General features: G+C 32.6%; 17 protein-coding genes. 1 reads left to right on the top strand and 16 read right to left on the bottom strand.

The window, feature by feature from the left end; translation table 11 throughout:
- Window positions 1-2: 2 nt before the first annotated feature.
- From dut to ACSVH2_RS02500, 16 genes are all read right to left on the bottom strand, one after another.
- Window positions 3-437 carry a dUTP diphosphatase gene (gene dut / locus ACSVH2_RS02575; RefSeq protein WP_438091598.1) on the bottom strand — a complete coding sequence of 145 codons (435 nt, stop codon included), beginning with the start codon at window positions 435-437 and terminating at the stop codon, window positions 3-5.
- 1 nt (window position 438) lies between these two features.
- Complete coding sequence (locus tag ACSVH2_RS02570; protein WP_438091597.1) at window positions 439-1,902, bottom strand: lipopolysaccharide biosynthesis protein; 1,464 nt, start codon at window positions 1,900-1,902, stop codon at window positions 439-441.
- A 42-nt stretch (window positions 1,903-1,944) separates the two neighbouring features.
- A complete protein-coding gene (locus tag ACSVH2_RS02565) occupies window positions 1,945-2,382 on the bottom strand; it encodes a GNAT family N-acetyltransferase (protein ID WP_438091596.1) in 438 nt (145 codons plus the stop codon).
- Window positions 2,383-2,461: 79 nt separating this feature from the next.
- Window positions 2,462-3,322, bottom strand: coding sequence for an ATP synthase F1 subunit gamma (gene atpG, locus ACSVH2_RS02560; RefSeq protein ID WP_438091595.1), 861 nt, complete (start codon window positions 3,320-3,322; stop codon window positions 2,462-2,464).
- 82 nt (window positions 3,323-3,404) lie between these two features.
- On the bottom strand, window positions 3,405-4,982 hold the full coding sequence (gene atpA, locus ACSVH2_RS02555) for a F0F1 ATP synthase subunit alpha (RefSeq protein WP_438091594.1): 1,578 nt from the start codon (window positions 4,980-4,982) through the stop codon (window positions 3,405-3,407).
- Between the two features lie 23 nt (window positions 4,983-5,005).
- Window positions 5,006-5,539, bottom strand: a complete 534-nt coding sequence (gene atpH, locus ACSVH2_RS02550; protein ID WP_438092249.1) for an ATP synthase F1 subunit delta — start codon at window positions 5,537-5,539, stop codon at window positions 5,006-5,008.
- The gene (locus ACSVH2_RS02545; protein WP_438091593.1) at window positions 5,539-6,039 is read right to left on the bottom strand and encodes a F0F1 ATP synthase subunit B; all 501 of its coding nucleotides are present in this window, start codon (window positions 6,037-6,039) and stop codon (window positions 5,539-5,541) included. Before ACSVH2_RS02545 ends, atpH begins: the two co-directional genes overlap by 1 nt.
- Before the next feature lie 84 nt (window positions 6,040-6,123).
- Window positions 6,124-6,315: an ATP synthase F0 subunit C gene (gene atpE, locus ACSVH2_RS02540; RefSeq protein ID WP_171221220.1), complete on the bottom strand. Its 192-nt coding sequence runs from the start codon at window positions 6,313-6,315 to the stop codon at window positions 6,124-6,126.
- 108 nt (window positions 6,316-6,423) lie between these two features.
- Window positions 6,424-7,590, bottom strand: coding sequence for a F0F1 ATP synthase subunit A (gene atpB / locus ACSVH2_RS02535; RefSeq protein WP_438091592.1), 1,167 nt, complete (start codon window positions 7,588-7,590; stop codon window positions 6,424-6,426).
- Between the two features lie 517 nt (window positions 7,591-8,107).
- Window positions 8,108-8,341, bottom strand: a complete 234-nt coding sequence (locus tag ACSVH2_RS02530; protein WP_438091591.1) for an AtpZ/AtpI family protein — start codon at window positions 8,339-8,341, stop codon at window positions 8,108-8,110.
- On the bottom strand, window positions 8,310-8,714 hold the full coding sequence (locus ACSVH2_RS02525) for a bactofilin family protein (RefSeq protein ID WP_438091590.1): 405 nt from the start codon (window positions 8,712-8,714) through the stop codon (window positions 8,310-8,312). The genes ACSVH2_RS02530 and ACSVH2_RS02525 overlap by 32 nt, the downstream gene beginning before the upstream one ends.
- Window positions 8,715-8,720: 6 nt before the next feature.
- The gene (locus tag ACSVH2_RS02520; RefSeq protein ID WP_438091589.1) at window positions 8,721-11,543 is read right to left on the bottom strand and encodes a tetratricopeptide repeat protein; all 2,823 of its coding nucleotides are present in this window, start codon (window positions 11,541-11,543) and stop codon (window positions 8,721-8,723) included.
- Between the two features lie 87 nt (window positions 11,544-11,630).
- The gene (locus tag ACSVH2_RS02515; RefSeq protein ID WP_438091588.1) at window positions 11,631-12,329 is read right to left on the bottom strand and encodes an ABC transporter ATP-binding protein; all 699 of its coding nucleotides are present in this window, start codon (window positions 12,327-12,329) and stop codon (window positions 11,631-11,633) included.
- Window positions 12,330-12,361: 32 nt separating this feature from the next.
- A complete protein-coding gene (locus ACSVH2_RS02510) occupies window positions 12,362-13,828 on the bottom strand; it encodes a DUF5687 family protein (RefSeq protein WP_438091587.1) in 1,467 nt (488 codons plus the stop codon).
- A gap of 55 nt (window positions 13,829-13,883) precedes the next feature.
- Window positions 13,884-14,576 (bottom strand): hypothetical protein, encoded by a 693-nt coding sequence (locus tag ACSVH2_RS02505; protein WP_438091586.1) that lies wholly within the window; start codon window positions 14,574-14,576, stop codon window positions 13,884-13,886.
- A gap of 1 nt (window position 14,577) precedes the next feature.
- Entirely contained in the window at window positions 14,578-14,913 is a 336-nt protein-coding gene (locus tag ACSVH2_RS02500) for a PadR family transcriptional regulator (RefSeq protein WP_438091585.1), read from the bottom strand.
- A 122-nt stretch (window positions 14,914-15,035) separates the two neighbouring features.
- On the opposite strand from ACSVH2_RS02500, the gene ACSVH2_RS02495 reads away from it, so the two are divergent.
- Complete coding sequence (locus ACSVH2_RS02495) at window positions 15,036-16,088, top strand: 2Fe-2S iron-sulfur cluster-binding protein (RefSeq protein WP_438091584.1); 1,053 nt, start codon at window positions 15,036-15,038, stop codon at window positions 16,086-16,088.
- Window positions 16,089-16,157 lie beyond the last annotated feature (69 nt).

Below are 16,157 nucleotides of genomic sequence, written 5' to 3'. Positions count from 1 at the left end.
AATTATTTCACTCCTGTACTTCCAAAACCTCCTTCGCCACGTGATGTTTCAGATAATTCTTCAACTGAAATCCATTCAGCTCTTTCGTGTTTTGCAATGATTAATTGTGCAATTCGCTCTCCATTTTCAATCACAAAATCTTCATGGGATAAATTTACTAAAATCACACCGATTTCTCCGCGATAATCGGCATCAACTGTTCCTGGAGAATTGAGAACAGTTATTCCCTTTTTGGCTGCTAATCCACTTCTTGGTCTCACTTGTGCTTCATAACCTATTGGTAATTCTATAAAAAGACCTGTTTTCACAATAGTTCTTTCTAATGCTTTTAATGTAATAGGTTCGGATAAATTAGCTCTTAAATCCATTCCTGCCGAAGCAATGGTTTCGTAATTGGGCAATTCGTGTTGTGATTTATTAATGATTCTGATGGTCATTTTATTTTGCTTTTCTTTTTATAATTCGAAGTAAGGTTTCTTTTTCGTTGTGATAAATAAAGTATAAAAATAGTGATAGTAAAACTATCTTCACTAAATAATTTTCTCTTAAGATTGGGATATAAAAAGAAACCGCTGAGAATACTATAGTCAATCCTAAATAACTGAGAATTTTATTCATATCATAAGGAATCGGATAGTTTTTTTGACCTAACTGATAGGATATAATCATCATACTGCCATAAGCCGAAATAGTTGCAATTGCTGAACCGTAATATCCTATTTTTGGAATTAAGATAAAATTCAAAGCTAAGGTTACAATTGCTCCAACGATGGAAATATAAGCACCCACTTTTGTTCTGTCTATAATTTTATACCAAACGGAAAGATTGGTATAAATTCCCAAAAAGAAATTGGCCAAAACTATCAATGGAATCACTTTATCAGCTTCCCAATAACTTGCAGTAGGAACCAAAAATCGTTTTAATAGATCGGCAAAGACAATGACAAACAAACAAATAAAGGAACCAAAAATGACAAAATATTTAGTTATTGTAGCATACGTTTGTTGTGCATTTTCATTGCTGGCGTGACTAAAAAAGAACGGTTCAATTCCTAAAGTATAAGCCGTTCTGAAAAGTACCATAAACATTCCTACTTTGTAACAAGCAGAATAAGCTCCAATATCAGCTTTGGAAACATGCAATTTTTCTAATAAAATTTTATCAAAATGTTCGTTAATGGCAAATGCAAGACCAGCTATTAAAATCGGGAAAGCATAGCTAATCATTCGCTTCCAAAGTTTGAAATCAAACTTCCAATTGATTTTCAAATAATCTGGTGAAAGGATGACAAAAGTTAGTAAACTAGCAATTAAATTGGCCACAAAAATGTAACCAACTTGAAAGTTTTCAAAATAAATTGTGTTGAAAAAACCATCGGGATTGGCACTTGCCAAAATAGGTAATAACAATAGGAAAAACAGGTTTAAAAGCACATTAATGACAACACTACCTATTTTAATAATGGCATATACCATTGGCCTTTTTGTTGCTCTTAATCTTGAAAATGGAATAATTGCCAAAGCGTCTAATACTAAAATCCAAATAGTGTATGTGACATACTCTATTTTTACACCAGACCATATTGAGAGTGTGTTTCTGAACAATAAAGCCAACCCTAAAAACGCAATTGAAGTCCAAAATATAGAAACCGTAGAAGTAGAAATTACCTTTTTCTTATTGTCTTCGGTGTTATAAAATCGGAAAAAAGCGGTTTCCATTCCATAAGACAAAATCACGTTGAAAAAAACCAACCAAGCAAATACGATAGACACATCCGCAAATTCTTGTTTAGGTAATTGGTCAACATACAAAGGATTAAGCAAAAAACTTATCATCCTCGGTAAAACCGTGGCTAAACCATAAATGGCTGTTTGCTTAAAAAGATTTTTATATAAACTCAAGGTGCTTTTTAGTTAATAAAACAAAAATAGGTTTTTATTAGATTATGAAAATCCATTTTTGTTAATAGTTTTAATAAAATGAAACCCTCGAGGTTCATATCCTTGATTGTAATAAAATCGGTGTGCTGGAAAATTTCCTGTAAAGGCATCAAGAACGATGCAGGTACAATTTAATTCGGTTGCTTTATCATCAATATAATTAGAAATTAGTTTGCCTATTCCTCTTTTTCGATAATCGGGATGTACTATAAAATTGTCAATTTCGATATATTTTCCAGTCCATAATTTGGTTCCAAACCAATATCCCGTCAAACCCATACATTTTCCATTTTCAAAAAAAGCTACTTGCTTGTAGTTATTGGGTAACATATCTTCTAGAAATGATTTATAGCGTTCAATAGTCATCTTTGGGTAGAGAAATTGTATCGTTTCAAACTGTTTTAAAATTTCTTCAATAGATGTAAGTTCTTTAATTTCCATTTTGGGAATTTTTATTTTAAAAGTAATAAAAAAGAGCCAACGATTGTTGGCTCTTTTTGAAAATATTATAAATTTAAAATTATCCTTTCAAAGCTTCAGCTCCACCAACAATCTCAAGGATTTCGTTAGTAATAGCTGCTTGACGCGCTTTATTGTAAGTTAATTTCAATTGGTTTCTTAATTCAGTGGCATTGTCTGTTGCTTTGTGCATAGCTGTCATACGCGCACCATGTTCAGAGGCAAAAGAATCTCTGATTGATTTATACAATTGTGTTTTTAACGATTTTGGAATTAACGTTAATACAATTTCTTCTTTTGTAGGCTCAAAAATATAATCACCGGTTGAAACTGGCTTGTCTGATTGAACTGGTGCAAGTGGCAAAAATTGTTCGGTTTGAACGATTTGTGTCGCAGCATTCTTGAACTGATTGTATACAATTTCGATTTTGTCATATTCACCAGAAATAAATTTCTCTGTCAATAAATCCGCAATTACGGCAACATTATCAAATGTAAGATGATCAAATATTTCGCTTTTATTTTCAACTACCGTATTTGTTTTTCTTAAAACATCATTTCCTTTTTTACCGATAGCAAAAATATCAACTTGTTTTCCTGCATATCCTTCTGCAACTACTTTTGCTTGTTTTATTACATTGGTATTAAATGCACCGCATAAACCACGGTTTGATGTTATAGCTACAATCAATACTTTGTTGATTTGACGTTGTGTAGTGTATTCTCCACCAGCATCACCATCTAAAGTAGCACTAACGCTTTGCAATAATTCCGTTAATTTTTCGGCATAAGGTCGCATTGCTGTAATAGCATCTTGTGCTTTTTTCAACTTTGCAGCAGAAACCATTTTCATCGCCGATGTTATTTGCATCGTTGACTGAACGGAAGTAATTCTATTACGGATTTCCTTTAAGTTTGCCATATAAAAGTTAGAGGTTAGAAGTTAGAGGTTAGAAGTTAGAAGAAGGAAGGTAACTTCCCACTTCTAACTTCCCACTTCCCACTTAGTTGTATTTTGCTGAAATTTCTGTTGCTGCTTTTACTAAAACATCAGTGATGTTGTCGTCTAACTTACCTGCTTTTAAAGCATCCAAAGTATCTCTGTGTTTGTTGTTCAAGTATTCGATATAATCTCTTTCGAATTCTTTTACTTTGTTTACAGGAACGTTTCTCAACAAGTTTTTAGAACCTACATAGATAATCGCTACTTGGTCTTCTACTGTGTAAGGATCGTTAACTGCTTGTTTCAAAATTTCAACGTTTCTTTTTCCTTTTTCAATTACGTTTAAAGTTACTGCATCCAAATCAGAACCAAATTTTGCAAACGCTTCCAATTCACGGAATTGTGCTTGGTCTAATTTCAAAGTTCCAGCTACTTTTTTCATTGATTTAATCTGTGCATTACCTCCAACACGAGATACCGAAATACCTACGTTGATTGCTGGACGAACTCCAGAGTTAAATAAATCTACATCCAAGAAAATTTGTCCGTCAGTAATCGAAATTACGTTTGTTGGGATATACGCAGAGACGTCACCAGCTTGTGTTTCGATAATTGGTAAAGCGGTTAATGAACCACCACCTTTTACGATTGGTTTTAACGAATCTGGTAAATCGTTCATGTTTTTGGCAATATCATCATCAGCAATAACTTTTGCTGCTCTTTCTAATAATCTTGAGTGAAGATAGAAAACGTCTCCAGGATATGCTTCACGACCTGGTGGTCTTCTTAATAATAAAGAAACCTCACGATATGCTACAGCTTGTTTTGATAAATCATCATAGATAATCAAAGCAGGACGACCTGAATCTCTAAAATATTCTCCAATAGCAGCACCAGCGAATGGAGCATAAACTTGCATCGGAGCAGGATCAGAAGCATTAGCAGCAACTATTGTTGTATAAGCCATAGCTCCTTTTTCTTCTAATGTTTTGGCAATGTTCGCTACTGTTGACGCTTTTTGACCAATAGCAACATAGATACAAAATACTGGTTGACCAGCATCATAGAATTCTTTTTGGTTCAAGATAGTGTCAATACAAACCGTAGTTTTACCTGTTTGACGGTCACCAATTACTAACTCACGTTGTCCACGTCCAACTGGAATCATCGCATCGATAGATTTGATACCTGTTTGTAATGGTTCAGTTACTGGTTGACGGAAGATAACTCCAGGAGCTTTTCTTTCTAATGGCATTTCGAATAATTCACCTCCAATTGGTCCTTTACCGTCGATTGGCTCACCTAAAGTATTCACAACACGACCAACGATTTGTTCACCTACTTTTAAGGAAGCAATACGTTGTGTTCTTTTTACTGTTGATCCTTCTCTAACTCCAGTTGATGGTCCCAAAAGTACAACTCCTACGTTGTCTTCTTCTAAGTTCAAAACGATAGCTTCTAATCCGTTGTCGAATTGTACTAACTCACCGTATTGAGCATTAGATAAACCATAAACAAGAGCGATACCATCACCTACTTGAAGTACGGTACCAACTTCTTCTAATGTAGCTCCAGATTGAAATCCTTCTACTTGTTTCTTTAATATTGCTGAAATCTCAGCAGCTTTAATTTCCGCCATTTTGATATATCTTTAATGGTAATTTAATTACTAAACTCTCTTTTTAATTCTTGCAATCTGTTTGCCACAGAAGCATTGTATTGCTTATCGCCTATTCTTAAAATAAATCCACCAATAATTTTTGGATCTACTATGTTTTCAATAGTTATTTTTTTATCTGAAATTGTAGCAATTTTGGCTAATACTTTACTTTCTAAATCGGCTGTGATTGGAAAAGCTGTAGTAACTTTTGCAACCTCAACGTTATTCATTTGATCAAACAAAGTATTGAACTGTGATGCAATTTCAGCTAAAATTTCAAATCTTTTGTTTTCGTGTAACAATCTGAAAAGTGATTTGGTTTCGGATTGAACAGCAACAAAAACTTCTGAAAGTGCATTCATTTTCACTTCAGATGAAATAATTGGACTTGATAAAAAATCTATCAGTTCTGCGCTACCAGCAATTGAAGCAACGATAGATACCATATCTTCGTTTACTTTATTTGCATTCCCATTGGAAACGGAAATTTCTAAAATTGCTTTCGCGTATCTAATCGCAGCTCTTGACATACCGATTAATTTAATTTAACATCACCTAACATTTTCTCAACCAATTTGGTTTGAGATTCTTTGTTAGATAATTCGTCTTTTAATAATTTTTCTGCGATGTCTAGTGACAAAGTTGAAACTTGAGCTTTCAATTCAGCCATAGCAGCATTTTTTTCGCTTTGGATTGAAGCTTTTGCTTGCTCAATCATTTTTTGTCCTGCTGTTTGTGCTTCTGTTTTGGCATCGTTAATCATTTTATCTTTGATTTCACGAGCTTCTTTCATCATACTATCGCGCTCTAATCTTGCATCAGCCAATAATTTTTCATTGTCTGATTTCAAGTTTTGCATTTCTCTCTTTGCATTTTCTGCCGAAAGTAAAGCATCTTTTATACCTTCTTCTCTTTCGTTAACGGCATCAAGAATTGGTTTCCAAGCAAATTTTTTCAATAGGAAAACAAGTGCAAGAAACAAAACTGTTTGCATGATAAACAAACCTAATGAAAACTGTCCAAATAATTCTTCCATTATATTATATCTTAAATTAAAATTCTGTTTAATAGTAAACAAAAGCTACAACCAACCGTTATAGCTTTTGTTAAAAATTTTTGATTAAACTGCAAATAAAGCAGCGAAACCAATACCTTCAATAAGCGCAGCAGCAATAAGCATAGCTGTTTGGATTTTTCCAGTAGCTTCTGGTTGACGAGCAATAGCATCCATTGCAGAACCACCGATTCTACCAATACCAATACCTGCTCCGATAACTACTAATCCAGCTCCAATAATTTTAGGAATTTCCATAATGTATATATATATTTAATTAAACATTCAATTTATTGTAGATTGAAGATTAATGATTTAAGAATTTAATATTTGCATTCTCAAATCAGCCATTTACAATCTTAAATCTTAGTGATGAGCTTCCTCATGGTGATGTTCTTCAACAGCCGAACCAAAATATAGTGCTGCTAACATCGTGAAAATATAGGCTTGTAACAAGGCAACTAAAACTTCAAGTAATGACAATACAAACGCTAAGAAGAACGATAATGGACTTCCAATTGGGCTGTTAAATGTGTACATCAAAGCAATTAAACTCATTAATACAATATGTCCAGCTACCATATTTGCATACAAACGAATCATTAATGAAAATGGTTTAATAATAGTTCCCAATAATTCTATTGGAGCTAGAATAAATTTCATTGGAACTGGCACTCCTGGCATCCAGAAAATGTGTCCCCAATAATCTTTCTTTGCTGTAAAGGTTGTAATCAAATAAGTTATGATAGCTAATGCAGCTGTAAAAGCAATGTTACCTGTAACGTTTACTCCTAGCGGCGTTAATCCGAACATATTTAAAAACCAAATAAAGAAAAAAGTGGTCAATAAAAAGCTCATGTATTTTTTATAATGCTTCTCTCCAATATTTGGGATAGCAATATCGTCTCTGATGTATAAAATAATTGGTTCGAAAAATCTTCCAGCGCCTTTAGCAATAGAACCATTTTTCTTGTATGATTTCCCTAAACCTGCAAATAAGGATAACATTATCAAACCAACGATAAGTATCATTAAAACGTTTTTAGTGATTGAAAAGTCAAGTGGTTTTGCATTGGTCACATGTCCTTTTTCATCTTCAGTAAAAGTTCCTGCTGAGTCTGTTTTATAAACTTTTCCGTCGTGGTGATTTATTTTGTAGAAGTTTCCGTTTGACTCAGCAACTGCTTCGCCGTGTTCAAATTTTGAAGAAGAGAAGAAATGAATACCATTATCCCATAGAATTACTGGTAATGAAAAACCAACATGTGTTAAATGCTCTTCTTCTTTGCCATAAGTGAAAAAAGTGAAGTCGTGAGAGTCTAACAAGTGATGTTTCACATAATTTTTACGCTCTAACGCGGCTTTTTCTTCTTCAGATAAATTTTGAGGAACTTCATGCGTTTCTTTAGTTTTTACTTCTGTTTCGGTAGAAACTTTTACAGTATCAACAGTTGGGTTAGCAAAACTAAATAAAGGCAAACACGCAACTAAAGTTGCTACAATAAAGTGGAGTGGTTTTTTTGAAATCACCATATCTGACAATTAACTTAAATTAACTTTTTTCAAATTTGGTGCAAAAGTACAATATTAATTAATATTAAAAAGTATATGTTTTATTTTTTTTGACAGAATTATCAATTTAAGAACGATTTATTGCTTATTATTTAAAATTCTGATGGTTACCAACGTTTCTATTGTCAAAAAGTAAATAAATATAATAAAAAAACTCATTTTTTCTGTTGGTGTTTTAGGAAGATTTAAATTCAAAATGGGTCTTAAAAAAACATACGCTAAAACCATCTTTAATGAAGTGATCAGTAAAAAAGTATATCCCACCGAATTGATGTTGTTTTGTTTGACTTTATCTAAAATTAAAATAAGCAATGTAGAAAAGAAAAAGAAGAACAAATACAGCAAAGAAATTGAGTAAACGAAATCTACTTCATATTTTTCGAGAGCAAAAAAATGAAACAATAATTTGTGAATTATAAAACCTATTATCCCTAATATTAAAAGAGTGAAAATGGTTTTGAATTTTTCTAAGTTCATACTATTCGTTATCTGATTTGTTAATTTCTTTCAACTGACGGTTGATGTTGTAGAAAGCTATAGCTACGCCAAGAAGGGTTAAAGTTTTGACATATAATCGGTGAGGATTGGAATATTTCTCGTCAAGCCATCGGCCAAAATAGGCAAACAAAAAAACTATAACTCCCATTTGGATTGGAATGTTTATGAGAGTCAACCATTTGTTACGCTGTTTTTTCTTCTGTGGATTGTTCATTGGTAATCATGTTTTTTACATGAGGTTTCATCACACAAGAAGCGCTAAATTCAGCACCTGGTTCTACTGAAAGTTTGCCACAAATTACTTCACCTTGAATGTGAGCTTTTGACTTTATGTTTAGTATTTCCTGAACTTGAATTTTACCATGAAACTTACCTTCGATATCGGCATTTTTGCAAATAATATCACCTGTTACACTGCCTGCAGGACCAATCACTATTTTCCCTTTCGAATGAAAATTTCCAACTAAATGGCCATCTAAACGAAAATCTGCAGGAGAAACAATATCTCCTTTTATAGAAGTTCCTTCAACAATTCTGTTTGTTTTACCTAATAAATCGGTATAGGATTTTGGGCTTTTTTCAAACATGATTTATCATTTTTTACCAGGTTTATCCATTTGAGGTGATGGTGGTAAACCGAATTGACTATCGTTTTCTTCCATCCCTTTTTGTGGATTTTTTGGTTGATTAATATCTTGTTTTTTTGAATTATTAGCTGGTGTTTGCTCTTGGTTTTGTGCTGGTTTTTCTTGTTGAGCAACAGGTGCTTTTTCAATAGTGCCATCCCAGTTTGGTGGTGGCGGATTGTCTGCTAAATTACCGGCTAAGAATTCGTCTAAATTCTTTTTGATTTGAACAATTGTATAATTTTCCGCTGAAATAATTATGGCTTTTTCTTGCACTTTATAATCCTTGTAGTCTTTTAATATTGAAACAATTCCTTTGGCCAAATCTTCTGAATTTATTCCGTGAATAACCACAAAATTGTCCGTCATGGTATAAATATCAAGGGATACGGAAAGTTTATTTAAACTTCTATCGGCAATGAATTTTTTGATTTTATCACGGAGAATTTTAGTGTTTTTGTCCTCAAAATCTTTTGTGCTGTAAAGAATTTTCCAATTTTTAGAATCGTTTTTTGATAATTGCAAAGCCATTAGTTTTGGAATATCAACATTCAGTTGTTTTTCGGCTCTTTTACCTTCTTCGCTGTTTGGATAATTGAGCGAAACAAAATTTAATGCTTTGGCATATTCGTCAAGTCCGCTTAATTTTCCAACAACATTAGCTTTAAGCAATTCAAATTTTGGCACAATTTCATCACCCGCAAATCTATCAATTGCTTGTTCTGTTGCTGTTAATACTTCTTTGAATTCGCCATTTTGATATTTCTTATAGGTGCTTTCATAAACTGCTTTTGGGGAATCACTTGAGTCTGCAATTTCATTTTCTGGATTGTTCAAAATCTGAGCGTATCTCGAATTTGGATATTCTGAAATGATTCTTGATTTCATTTCTTCCGCTTTGCCTTTATCAATAATTTCATAAATCTTATACAAGTTATACATTGAAGGCAAAACCAATCGTTCTTCTGGATTGAAATCCAATAATCGTTCTAATTTATTAGCCGCTAGTTGGTATTCTTTGAACTTCTCTTTGTAAATAACACCCAGTTGATAATAGGCAAAATTTCTTTCTTTGCTCAAACTATCGATTACGGTTTGAGAAGTCGGAATTTGACTGATATAAAAGTCGGCAGAAAATCTTTCGTCAACAACTACTGAGTCCTTTTCTGTTTTTCCTCCTTTTTTGTCTTCTTGTTCAAAAGCTATGTCTTCATTTGTTTTGCTAGACATTGACGAAACCCTCCAATTATCTTGTAATGAACGTTTTCCCCAGTTTTTCAAGAATTCTTTTTTTCCGTAGGCAACTGTGGTTGGATTGTAAAAATAAAAATCTCCTCCACTTCCCGAAGACGGTTTGCTAACTGGTGGTAATGTTGTATTAGGTTTGTTTTTGCTGGAACTAATATTCGAGTCTATTTGACCATCGTTTTTTTCTTGATTTTCTTTTATAATAGCTTCTTTTTCGGCTATCATTTGAAGTTTTTCTTCTTGCTGTTTTAAGTCTAAAATATAGTTTTCAAAATATATTCTTTTGGCACTATCTGACATGCCATACAAAGAAATAATACTGTCATTTCTTTGCGCAATTCCTTCGTATTTGATGACATCTTCAAGATTTTCTCTTTTCTTTTTTATTAAATTATATTCTCGAGTTCTTGGTTTTAATTGCACCAAAGTGCTATCATAATATTTCCCGGCAGTAACATATTCTGCAGAATTGAAATGTATATCGGCTAAGTTTCTATAATTAGAAGCCACGAGATATGGATCTCTAGATTTATCTCCTAAAGAATAATTATAAAATGCCTTTGCTTCTTTGTAGTTTTTCTTTCTGTCATAAAACAATGCCATCTGGTGATCTAAAACATCAAGGAATGGTCTGTTCTCTCTATCTTTTAAAAGTTCATTGTATTTGTTAATAAAAGCTAATGTATCGCCATGCTCATAATCAAAATATTCTGCACGACGAATATGGGAATGGATCACATATTCTCTTCCTGCTTTTCGTTTCATATCAATTATTGATTGATACATTGCCAAAGCACTATCTTTTTGTTTTAACTCTTCAAAAAGTTGTCCCAGAATAAATTTATATCTCGATTTTTCTTCGTTTGATTTAGTATATTCAATAGCGATTTTTAGTTTGGAAACAGCACTGTCTTTTTCTTCAAGATTTAAAAAAGCTTGTGCTAAAGTAGCATTGGCATCGGCAAAAATTTGATCTTTAAATTTTATTTCTTTCAATAATTTAGTAAGATTATTAACGGCTATGGCATCATTTTCAAGGCGCATATTGGTTTTTTCTCTCCAAATTTTAACTTCATAAATTTTATCGCTACTTGGATATTTGTAAAGTACATAATTGAATGCCTCAAGCGCAGGCACAAATCGTTGGTCATAATATCTAGATTTTCCTAAAAGTAAATGCGCTTCGTCCATTTGAGGATTTTTTTCTGATCCCTCAATGTACATGGAGTGTTTTTGGATTGCTTTGGTTGCCTTGGTTTCGGCTCTTTCAAAATTGGCATTTTTAGTATCGCCAGGCAACATTACATCTTCTTTTATTTGCATTCTTTCTACTGGAAGACGTTCCCAAAAATTATCAATATTTCCTAGTTTTACGTCTTCAATTCCTTTGTCTAGCGCCATTCCTCCATTATACAAAATATTGTCCTTGGTACTCAATGCATGAGAATTTCTAGACAGAAATGTGTTTTTCTTGGTAGAACAGGCTATCAAAAAAACAAGTAATCCCGTAAAAATTAAATATTTAATAGTATTGGTTTTCAAAGCAAAACGTTTTTATAATAACGTGAAAAAGTTATAAATAGTATAACTAACGGGTAAAAATACGTTTCTTTTTGATATGGCAAAAAATTACACGGCAAAAAATGCTTCCAATTCTTTTAATGTTTCTGGTGATGTTTGAATATCTTTCACTACTTCACCAAGATGCAATGCTACAATACGATTACAAACCTCAACTGTGTGCACTAAATCGTGGCTAGAAACTAAAACGGTAACCTCAGGATTATCGGCTAATTCTTTGATGATTTTTTTCAATCTGTTCACTGTAGTTGGATCTAAATTAGCAAATGGTTCGTCGAGGATTATCACTTCTGGATTTCCTATTAAAGTAGCGATGATGCCTACTTTTTTCATATTTCCTTTGGATAAATCACGAAGGTATTTTTTGCTGTTTAAAATTTCACCGTTGAAAAACTCTACGTGCTTATTAAGTAAAGCATCTACGTCGGCTTTGTTTTGTCCGCGTAATTCACCTATGAAATAAAAATATTCTTCGGCAGTTAAATAACCAATCAAAAAGCTCTCATCAATAAAAGCGGCAGTGAAAGGTTTCCAAGCTTCGCTTGTATTTACTTGAATAGTGTTATTAATAATATGTCCAGTACTTGGTTGAATTAAATCTAAAAGTAAGCTGAAAAAAGTAGTCTTTCCAGCGCCATTATTTCCTACCAACCCAAAACTTTGTCCTTTTGGAATTTCTAAGTTAGCAATGTTAAGCACTTTTTTGCCTGCTGTATATGTTTTTGAAAGGTTGTTGACTTGTATCATTTTTAGAGTAATTAGTAGTTTTTGAATAGTAATTAGCTTTTTTGTTTGTAAGCAGCAATAGTTGCGTATTTTTCGGATTTGTAGATTTTTTCGATTTTAGTAAAAACATAATTTCTAAAGGCAAAACCCAAAACTCCCGCAGCAGCTACAAATAGTAATCCAACATTTGGTGAAAATAAGAAATAACCAAGAGCATACAATGCCATAGGTAAAAGCATTTTTGGAATAGCAATCAGCATGGTTTTTACATTAAACGCTTGCTTGTCGCCAAAAGCTTGTTTGCTTGTGGTTAAATCAATTGGTGTTTTTACAAACGCACCGCCAAGCATAACCAAATGTGAATTGACACCAATATTGAAAATAGCAGCAACCACAATGATTAAATAGGTATGCAATCCAAAATACAAATAAAATGAAGCTAATAGTGTGGAAATTACTGTGCCAATTACCATCAACCACCATTTTGAACTGATGTATTCACGGTATTGAATGTTTTGGCTCATCATCAATTGGTAATAAGCACTATCCCAACTTGGGATAAACTGACCAAAAGTGAATAAAAATCCACCTGAAACAAAGATGCCAGCAAAAACTTTCATCGCAGGATTGTCATAAGCTTCTATTGAACTTGTGAAAAACAATAAGCCATAAAAAATGAAAACCACACTCATAATAACTGTTGTTCTAGAGCGTTTGTTTCTTTTTAATAAACGAATGTCGTTTTTAAGAAATGTTCCCAAACTACCAAATTGGTCAAGCCAAGTATAATTTTCGGTTTTGGCTTCTTCGCTTTTCTTAGCCAATCCTTCATCAAGGTTTAAATTATTTTTAAAATATTGGAATGAAAAATAATAGGCCGCAATCATTAAAATAACTGGGATTAAAAACAAATAATTGGTAGTATAAAGTCCTTGAAAAAAAGGTTGTGTATAAATAGTAATGTCAAAAATAGTATAATATTGTGTCAATCCCAATCCAACAAAAATGGTTAAAACGGCGTAAAAAACAACATTTTTATTGTTGACAAGAACATTGATGAAATTATTAAAATAAAACAATGAAAACATGGCAATATGCCATAATATGGCTTGATAACCGTACCCTTTCATCAACAAAACAACGGTAAAAGGAAGAAAGAAAAAAGCATGTGTCCAATTAAAAAATGATAACGCCGTTTTTCCTAATGAAAAATGAACGATAGTACTTTTTTTTATGGGCAATGTCAATAATGGTCTGATGTTCATTACTGGCATTTTTTGGAGAAAATAGCGAATAAGTAAATCGACTACTAAATAATAAATCATAAACTTATTTACAGTTTCTAATGGTTCATATCCTTCATCTTTCAAGATAAAGAAAACTGCAGTTCCTAATATTGCAAAACAAGCAATGAAATATAAAGCTGCCAAACCCATGACGATTTTCAAAGCGAGGTTTGACCCAAAAGAAGCTGAGCGTAAAAATGATTTCCACTCAAGCATAATGAAATGTTTAAACATAGTGCGTTTTTTTTGGTTGATGAATTAGTTTCTAAAAGTAGAAAAATGTTACACGTTATTTTACAAATTCATATTCTGGATAGGTTTCTTTTAAATAGTCAGAAGCCTTGGATGGAATTAAAATCAAGACAATATATGAGGTCAAAAACAACACCACAAAAAGTAAACTAAAAACTGCCAAAAACCATTCAGGATAATGATTCCCACTTAATCGACAAGCAAATTGAACCACTATATTCAGCACACCAGAAACGGAACTGTACCCAAAAATAATATCTTTCAGCAACCATCGTTTCCCAGTCTTGACGGTTTCCATTTTTTGCTTTTTTAACAAAAAGACTATTCCAATAATAAAACTAACAATCAAAAATCCTATCAGCCACTGCATTATTTCATATCCTTCTTGAAAAAATTTCAGTAAATAATAAAGAATTCCGATGCTTGAAAAAGTACCTATTATTTTGGGTAAGCTAAAAAAGGATTTCAGCTCTTTTAATACCATTTTGTTGTATTTGCTGTGCAAAGCTCCTTTTCTTTTGTCCACCACTTCCATAAAACCGAAAACCCCAAATTTTTTAAATTCTAATTGCAACGCTTGTTCAAAAGAGAGTTTCGGATTTTCTTGCCATTGTTCTTCAATAGCATTAGCCAAATGATCGACTAACTCGGTTTGTAAATCATAATATTCAACATAATGCTGGCGCGTGAAAACGTATAGTTTTTCTATTTGATCTTTACTTAATTTCATATTAAAAACTTAATTTAGGATTCACAATACTTTGCATATTCTTAATAAATTCTTCCAATTCTGCTAATCGGTTAACGGTTTCGGTAGTGCCTTTTTCGGTGAGTTTATAATATTTTCTCAAACGATTATCTACGTTTTCTATTTCTACTTCCAGTACACCTTCGGCTTCTAGTTTATGCAACGCAGGATACAATGCTCCTTCGGTTATTTTCAATTCACCCTTAGTAATATCCTTTACTTTTTGGGTGATTTCATAACCATACATTCTGCCATTTTCTTCCAATAGTTTCATTACTATCGTAGTTAAACTTCCTTTGTATAATTGAGAGTTTTTCATGTCATCATCATTTTGAAAAACAAATATACATAAGTTTTCTATATACCTAATATTCTTATGTAATAAATTTTATTTTTCTTTAAAAGTGATTCGTTTGTTACCTTTGCAAAAAATATCATTTCATGTCAGCCTTTTATAAATTACACATCAAAGAAGTAAAACACGAAACACCCAATGCGGTTTCTATTGCTTTTACCATTCCTAGTGAATTAAAATCAGTTTATCAGTTCATCGCAGGTCAATACATCAACTTAAAATTGACGCTAGACGGACAAGAAATTCGTCGTGCGTATTCCATTTGTTCTTCGCCTAATAGTGATGAACTGCGCATTGCCATCAAGTCTGTAAAAAATGGTCATTTCTCTAAATTTGCCAACGAAAATATAAAAGTGGGTGACATTCTAGAAGTAAGTCCGCCAGAAGGAAGATTTACCTTTGAACCCAACAGTGAAAGACAAAAAAACTATGCGGCTTTTGCAGCTGGTAGCGGAATAACTCCAATAATGTCTATTCTAAAATCGGTTTTAGAAAGCGAACCAAAAAGCACTTTTGTATTGGTTTATAGCAATAAATCTGTCGAGGAAACCATTTTTCATAACGAATTACATGACTTGCAACTGAAATATGTTGGACGCTTTTTTGTGCATTATGTTTATAGTCAAGTAAAAATAGAAAACGACCTTTTTGGCAGAATTGATAAGTCGGTTGTTAACTTTGTTTTGAATAACAAACACAAAGAAATAACGTTTGATAAATTCTATTTGTGTGGACCAGAAGAAATGATAAATCTCGTTTCCAATGTTTTAAAAGAACATAACGTTGCCGATAAAAACATCAAATTTGAGTTGTTCTCGACTTCAACAAAAGAAAATACCAGTGCAAGTTCACAAGAAGGACATACCAAGATCACGATAATGGTGGATGATGAAGAAACCACTTTTGAAATGTCACAAAAACAAACCGTTCTCGAAGCTGCTTTAAAACAAGGTATTGATGCGCCTTATTCTTGTCAAGGTGGTATTTGTAGTTCTTGTTTGGCTCGAATTACAAACGGTTCAGCCGAAATGAAAAAGAATTCTATTTTAACCGATGGTGAAATTGCAGAAGGATTAATTTTAACCTGTCAAGCTCATCCAACATCTTCTGAGATTTATGTAGATTATGATGATGTTTAGATTGAAGATTGTTGATTGACGATTTTTGATTTTCAGATTTTAAAATTGATTTTGATTATTGTAATTGAA

Source organism: Flavobacterium sp. RSB2_4_14 (genome assembly GCF_051547085.1).
In the GTDB taxonomy this organism is placed as follows: domain Bacteria; phylum Bacteroidota; class Bacteroidia; order Flavobacteriales; family Flavobacteriaceae; genus Flavobacterium.
The sequence above is the reverse complement of the archived record's forward strand: the minus strand, read 5'-3'. Positions and strand labels throughout refer to the sequence as shown.

Excerpts from the sequence above, each read along its gene's own strand:
- dut (WP_438091598.1), bottom strand. The coding sequence starts at position 437 with ATGACCATCAGAATCATTAATAAATCACAACACGAATTGCCCAATTAC.
- ACSVH2_RS02565 (WP_438091596.1), bottom strand. The coding sequence starts at position 2,382 with ATGGAAATTAAAGAACTTACATCTATTGAAGAAATTTTAAAACAGTTT.
- atpG (WP_438091595.1), bottom strand. The coding sequence starts at position 3,322 with ATGGCAAACTTAAAGGAAATCCGTAATAGAATTACTTCCGTTCAGTCA.
- atpA (WP_438091594.1), bottom strand. The coding sequence starts at position 4,982 with ATGGCGGAAATTAAAGCTGCTGAGATTTCAGCAATATTAAAGAAACAA.
- ACSVH2_RS02545 (WP_438091593.1), bottom strand. The coding sequence starts at position 6,039 with ATGGAAGAATTATTTGGACAGTTTTCATTAGGTTTGTTTATCATGCAA.
- atpE (WP_171221220.1), bottom strand. The coding sequence starts at position 6,315 with ATGGAAATTCCTAAAATTATTGGAGCTGGATTAGTAGTTATCGGAGCA.
- atpB (WP_438091592.1), bottom strand. The coding sequence starts at position 7,590 with ATGGTGATTTCAAAAAAACCACTCCACTTTATTGTAGCAACTTTAGTT.
- ACSVH2_RS02530 (WP_438091591.1), bottom strand. The coding sequence starts at position 8,341 with ATGAACAATCCACAGAAGAAAAAACAGCGTAACAAATGGTTGACTCTC.
- ACSVH2_RS02525 (WP_438091590.1), bottom strand. The coding sequence starts at position 8,714 with ATGTTTGAAAAAAGCCCAAAATCCTATACCGATTTATTAGGTAAAACA.
- ACSVH2_RS02515 (WP_438091588.1), bottom strand. The coding sequence starts at position 12,329 with ATGATACAAGTCAACAACCTTTCAAAAACATATACAGCAGGCAAAAAA.
- ACSVH2_RS02510 (WP_438091587.1), bottom strand. The coding sequence starts at position 13,828 with ATGTTTAAACATTTCATTATGCTTGAGTGGAAATCATTTTTACGCTCA.
- ACSVH2_RS02505 (WP_438091586.1), bottom strand. The coding sequence starts at position 14,576 with ATGAAATTAAGTAAAGATCAAATAGAAAAACTATACGTTTTCACGCGC.
- ACSVH2_RS02500 (WP_438091585.1), bottom strand. The coding sequence starts at position 14,913 with ATGAAAAACTCTCAATTATACAAAGGAAGTTTAACTACGATAGTAATG.
- ACSVH2_RS02495 (WP_438091584.1), top strand. The coding sequence starts at position 15,036 with ATGTCAGCCTTTTATAAATTACACATCAAAGAAGTAAAACACGAAACA.